The sequence below is a fragment of the Nitratidesulfovibrio liaohensis genome (assembly GCF_011682075.1).
GTDB lineage: Bacteria > Desulfobacterota > Desulfovibrionia > Desulfovibrionales > Desulfovibrionaceae > Cupidesulfovibrio > Cupidesulfovibrio liaohensis.
Genome location: NZ_VSMK01000185.1, coordinates 1 through 5,103 on the forward strand (window position 1 = coordinate 1; position 5,103 = coordinate 5,103).

Consider the following 5,103-nt stretch of genomic DNA (forward strand, 5'->3'; position numbering starts at 1 on the left):
CGCCCACCCACCTGCTGCTGGCCCCGGCCATGCCCGGCCCCGGCGCGGGCGGCGCGTTGCATCTGCAACTGGCCGTGTCCCTGCCGGAAACCAGCCGCATGCTGGATACCGACCGCATCGTGCTGGTGCTGGGGGGGGCGAGCGGGCGCGAGGTGCGCTATTACGCCGGGGCCAAGTGGACCAGCCCGGCCCCGCGCCTGGTGCAGCGGCTGCTGGTGGAAGCCTTCGAGCGTGTCGGGCGGCTGGACGGCGCGGCGGAGGAATCTGCGGGCATCTATCCCGATTACCGGCTGATGATCGACCTGCGCCGCTTCAATACCCGCATGGGCGAGGGGGCCGCGCCACTGGTCGAGGTGGAACTGGCCTTGCGCCTGGTGGACCTGAAGACCGGGCGCATCGTGGCCTTCACGGCCATCGGGCGCGACTGCCCCGCCGCCGGGTCCGGGCTGCCGCAGGTGGCCGAGGCCTTCGAAACGGCCATGGGCGACGTGCTGGCGCGAGCCACCACCTGGAGCCTGGAGGCCATGGCCGTCGCGCGTTCCTGATGCCCCGTGCGGCCGGGGCCGCCAGCGCCTTGCGGTTTTTGCGTTGCCGCTGCCGCAGGGCTGCCCTGCCTTTTCTCCCCTTGCATGTGCTCGGGGCCGGACGTGTCCGGCCCCGTTCCTTTTTCCCACGTGGTATTTTTTGCGGCACGGGACTACCGCCAATATGGGCAGCGTGCTACGTTGATACCATCAGGTTCTGATGCGGCGCTCTCGGGGGAGGGTTGCAACAGGCGAGGTGCTCCATGGGCTGGAATCTTCGCAACCGTTTCCTCGTGCCAACGCTCGGGTTGGTGCTTGTCGGCATGGTCGTGTCCTCGTGGCTGGCGTATTCCGTGTCGAAGGACGCCCTGCACGAGGCCATCAATGCCCAGTCGGAAATGATGGTCCGCGCTGCAGCGGGCGAACTGGGCAGACGCGTTCGGGACCAGCGCGAGGACATCGCCACCCAGGCCATGCGCAACGTGCTGGTGGACGTGCTGCGGGTGCCGCCGGGCGGCGACAGGGCTGCCGTGGTGCGGCGCGCCAACGAGGCCTTGCGTCAGGTGGTGGCCACCTACGACGTGTATCAGGTGGTCAACGTGCTGGGGCCGGACGGCGTCGTGGCGGCCAGCAATCTGGACGCATCGGTCGGCAAGGAAAACCGCGCGAGCCGCGACTACTTCAAGCGCGGCATGCAGGGCGAGGCCACCGTGTCCGAGCCGCTCATGAGCATGACCACCAACACGCCCGTGGTCGTGCTGGCCGTGCCCATCAAGGTGGACGGCAAGGTGGCGGGCGTGTTGTACGGGGCGGTGGACCTTGGCAGGTACGCCAGGGAATTCATCAATCCCATCAAGATCGGCAAGACGGGCTACGCCTTTCTGGTGGCGGGCAACGGCAAGGTCATCGCTCACCCCGATCCTTCGCTGATCCTCAAGACCGACATCAGCGAACTGGACTGGGGCAAGCGGGTGTTGGCCCAGCGTACGGGCAGCATCGCCTATCCATGGCAGGGCATTACAAAGTATGCATACTTCATGGAAGAGCCGTCCACGAAATGGATCATGTGCGTCACCGTGGACGAAAGCGACATCAGCGACCCGGTGGCCGCCATCCGCAACGTGAGCGTGGCCGCCACCACGGCCATCCTGGTGCTGGTGGGGACGGTGATCTTTCTTATCGTGCGCAACCTCGTGAACGCGCTGGGCAAGGGTGTGGAATTCGCCAGCGCCGTGGCCGAGGGCGATCTTTCGCGGCAGTTGGACGTGGCCCGTTCCGACGAGATCGGCACGCTGGCCAACGCCTTGCGCACCATGGTGGACCGGTTGAAGGACATGATCGCCACCTCGGAACAGAAGACCCGCGAGGCAGAGGAACAGGGGGAGCAGGCCCGGCAGGCCATGGCCGAGGCCGAGTCCGCCCGCGCCGAGGCGGAGCGCGCCAAGAGCGAGGGCATGCAGCAGGCTGCCGCGCGGCTGGAGGTGATCGTGGACCGTGTGGGTTCCGCGTCCGAGGAACTGGCCGCCCAGATCGAGCAGGCGAGCCGGGGCGCCGACGTGCAGCGCGAGCGCACCGGAGAGACCGCCACCGCCATGGAAGAGATGAACTCCACGGTCATGGAGGTGGCCCGCAACGCCTCGTCCGCGGCCGACAACGCGGAAAAGGCCCGTCGTCAGGCGGAAGACGGCGAGGGTATCGTGCGTTCGGTGGTGGAAGCCATCGAGGACGTCAACGACAAGGCCGCCCTGCTGCGGGGCAGCCTGCATGAACTGGGCGACCGGGCCGAATCCATCGGGCATATCCTGAATGTGATCAGCGACATTGCCGACCAGACCAACCTGCTGGCCCTGAACGCCGCCATCGAGGCGGCGCGGGCAGGCGATGCCGGGCGCGGCTTTGCCGTGGTGGCCGACGAGGTGCGCAAGCTGGCCGAAAAGACCATGAACGCCACGCGCGAGGTGGGTGACGCGGTGCGGGCCATCCAGGGATCGTCGCGCGAGAACGTACGGGGCATGGAAGAAGCGTCCATGTCCGTGGGCCGCAGCACCGAGCTTGCCACCATGGCCGGGGATTCCCTGCGGGTGATCGTGGACGTGGTGCAGGAAACCGCCGACCGGGTGCGAGCCATTGCCACTGCGGCGGAAGAGCAGTCTGCAGCCAGCGAGGAGATCAACCGGGGTACGGAAGAGGTGAACCGCATCGCGGCGGAGACGGCGGAGGTCATGGAGCAGTCGTCCCAGGCCGTGTCCGAGTTGGCCCGCATGGGCCAGGAGTTGCGGCAGTTGGTCGAGCAGTTGAAGCGGGGGTAGGACGGGAAGCGCCCTCATATATATGGTTGCAAGGGACGGGCCGTCCGGCGATGCCGGGCGGCCCGTTGGTGTTTGTGGCGTGCGGGGATGGAAGGAAAAAGCAGGGGGATGGGAAAGGGACGGGGTGGGAGTGATGGCGATGCATCCGGAGCGGAAACAACTGCTGCGACGCTGGCGGCGTCAGTGGGTTGAGTGGCTCGGTCATGTACGCGAGTACACTCCCTTCGCCCCCCAATCCGCTTCCTTGCCAGCGCTGCGGCATCTTATTTCGCGCTCCGTCTCCATCGCACAGCCCTCCGCCATGCAAGGCCACGGCGGGATAGCGGTGGAAGCCGATCGGAAAAGGAGAAAAGAAGGCAGAAATGCCGGGACGCCCGTCAGGGCTGTGGGGGCGGGGCGGGGATGGAAGGAAAAAGCGGGGGGGATGGGAAAGGGACGGGGTGGGAGTGATGGCGATGCATCCGGAGCGGAAACAGCTGCTGCGACGCTGGCGGCGTCAGTGGGTTGAGTGGCTCGGTCATGTACGCGAGTACACTCCCTTCGCCCCCCAATCCGCTTCCTTGCCAGCGCCGCAGCATCTTATTTCGCGCTCCGTCTCCATCGCACAGCCCTCCGCCATGCAGGGCCACGGCGGGATAGCGGTGGAAGCCGATCGGGAAAGGAGAAAAGAAGGCAGAAATGCCGGGACGCCCGTCAGGGCTGTGGGGCCGGGGCGGGGAATGGGAAGAGAAAGCAGGGGGGCGTGGGGGTACGCAAGAAATTCAAATGGCAGGGCGGGGGCATACCAGAGGGGCAGGGGAAATCGGAGTTGCCTGGTTTTGCGCAGACAAGGGCCGCCCGCAGGAATCGGACGGCCCTTCGGCGTTGTCGGAAAGGGGATGGGAGCCGGGAGGGGCTACGCCTCGCCGGTATCGTCGCCGGAATCGTCACCGGTACGGGCCTTGGGCACCAGCAGCAGGGTCAGGTAGTGCGGCGCGTCCGGGGCATCGGCCAGTGTGGGGGCGATGACTTCGCCCGGCAGCCCCAGGCGGGAGACGAACACCGCCTGCTCCGCCGAACCCTGATCGGCAAGCACCCGGCGGATTTCCGGAAACTTGCGGTACGCCTTCAGGATCACGGCATTGTCCGCGCCCGCCACATCGGCGGCCAGCTTGTCCGTGCCGTTCACGCCGGGCACCAGCAGCAGGGTTTCGTCCGCCTCGCACAGGATGGTGCGGGTGCGGGCGGCCGCCGCCTGGTAAGAGGTGACGCCCGGCACCACCTGCACCGCGTCGTCGGGCAGGTCCGGGGCCACCCGGCGCAGGGTGCGCAGCAGGTAGCCGAAGGTGGAATAGATCAGCGGGTCGCCCAGGGTCAGGAAGGCGGCGTCCCGGCCCTTGCGCAGGGTGTCGGCCACTGCGCGGGCGTTGGATTCCCACGCGGCGGCCAGGGCGGCCTTGTCGCGGGTCATGGGAAAGCCCAGCGTCTCGATGCGCACATCGGCGGGCAGGTGGGGCCGGGCTATGTCCAGCGCCACTGAATAGTCGTTGCGCGTGGACGAGGCGGCAAACACCACGTGCACCCGCGAAAGGGCATTGGCGGCGCGCAGGGTCAGCAGATCCGGCTCGCCGGGGCCGACGCCGATGCCGAACAGGGTGCCGCAGGCGGTCGGGGGCGTATCATTGAAGGCGGACATGAAAAACCTCTTGGGGCTATGGCGTGGTCGTCCGTGAGGGAGCAGCCGTGGGGCTGGTCAAGCCATGGGTATGGGCAAGCCGTGGGTCAGGACTACCAGTGGGTTCAGGGGGTGATCTGGGTGGGGGCGTCGTGTTGGGGGACGACCTGCCCGGTGTCAGGCGTGGGCGTGGCCGGGGTGGTGCCCCATACATCGGGGTGCAGGTAGCGGGCAAGTTCCTCCACGGCGTCCACGGCGCGGGGGCCGGGGCGGGAATACCGGGCCTCGTCCACTTCACGCACGCGGCCATTCCGGACGGCGGACAGGGTTGCGTAGTGGGGGCGCGTGGCGGGCGGCTCCGGATCCGGGTTCATGGGACCGCGTTGCAGCAGATAGACGGTGGGATCGAGCCGCAGCAACTCTTCCTCACTCAGGCGGGCCACCCGGCCTTCGGCGGTGACGCAGTTGCGGCCGCCCGCGCGGGCGATGATGTCGGTGACGATGGAATCGGCCCCGGCGGCCAGCTGGTTGGGGTGGCGCACCTCGAAGAATACGGCGGGCCGGGGGCGATCCCCCACCCGTGCGGCCACGGCGTCCAGCCGGGCGCGCAGGGCCG

The 5,103-nt window shown here is 68.0% G+C and carries 4 protein-coding genes; 2 read left to right on the plus strand and 2 right to left on the minus strand.

Going from position 1 to position 5,103, the window contains the following annotated elements:
* Both FVW27_RS07445 and FVW27_RS07450 read left to right on the plus strand, forming a co-directional pair.
* Positions 1-545: ABC-type transport auxiliary lipoprotein family protein (locus tag FVW27_RS07445; protein ID WP_167124001.1), on the plus strand; the 545-nt coding region annotated here is incomplete at its 5' end.
* A 242-nt stretch (positions 546-787) separates the two neighbouring features.
* Positions 788-2,833, plus strand: coding sequence for a methyl-accepting chemotaxis protein (locus FVW27_RS07450; protein WP_167124003.1), 2,046 nt, complete (start codon positions 788-790; stop codon positions 2,831-2,833).
* Between the two features lie 895 nt (positions 2,834-3,728).
* On the opposite strand, the gene cobI is transcribed toward FVW27_RS07450, so the two are convergent.
* Complete coding sequence (cobI, locus tag FVW27_RS07455) at positions 3,729-4,508, minus strand: precorrin-2 C(20)-methyltransferase (RefSeq protein ID WP_167124005.1); 780 nt, start codon at positions 4,506-4,508, stop codon at positions 3,729-3,731.
* 104 nt (positions 4,509-4,612) lie between these two features.
* A partial coding sequence (locus FVW27_RS07460; protein WP_424991858.1) for an ABC transporter substrate-binding protein occupies positions 4,613-5,103 on the minus strand: 491 nt, incomplete at its 5' end.